The 616-nt window shown below is 73.7% G+C and carries 1 protein-coding gene; it reads left to right on the top strand.

What is annotated here, in order from left to right; translation table 11 throughout:
* Positions 1 to 616 (top strand): ABC transporter transmembrane domain-containing protein (locus ACFOMP_RS17355; protein ID WP_379032823.1); only part of this gene is annotated, 616 nt, incomplete at both ends.

Here is a 616-nt window from a genome sequence, read left to right as displayed (position 1 = left end):
CGGCGCTGGCCGGCGACCAGGCGGCGCTGCTGCGGCCCTTTGCCACCCGCCACCAGACGGCGCGGCTGCGGGTCTCGGTCACCCCCGCCGCGATCCTGGCCTGCGCCTTTGCCGTTTCCTGGGCGGCGGGGCTGATCCTGTTGCTGGCCGGGCCGGCGATCCCGCTGTTCATGGCGCTGATCGGCCATGCCGCCGGCCGCGCCAGCCGCGCGCAACTGGACGGCATGGCCGACATGGGCGCGCTTCTGGCCGACCGGGTCGGGGCCTTGCCGGATATTCGCCTGCTGGGCGCTTCGCCGGCGCTGGCCGGGGATTTCGCCCGCGCGGCCGAGGAATTGCGGCGCGCCACGATGCGGGTGCTGGGCATCGCCTTTCTCAGCTCGACCGTGCTGGAACTGTTCGCGGCGCTGGGGATCGCCATGATGGCGGTGTTCTGCGGCTTCTCGCTGCTGGGCGGGATCGGCTTCGGCACCTGGGGCGGGCCGCTGACCGTCACCCAGGCGTTGTTCCTGTTGCTGATCGCGCCGGAATTCTTCCAGCCGCTGCGCGATCTGGCGGCGGCCTGGCATGACCGGGCCGCGGCCGATGCGGCGGCGCAGGCGCTGGCCGCCGCCTA

The organism is Paracoccus simplex, assembly GCF_042648325.1.
GTDB lineage: Bacteria > Pseudomonadota > Alphaproteobacteria > Rhodobacterales > Rhodobacteraceae > Paracoccus > Paracoccus simplex.
Note: the sequence above shows the minus strand (reverse complement) of the source record. Positions and strands in the feature narration are given on the sequence as shown.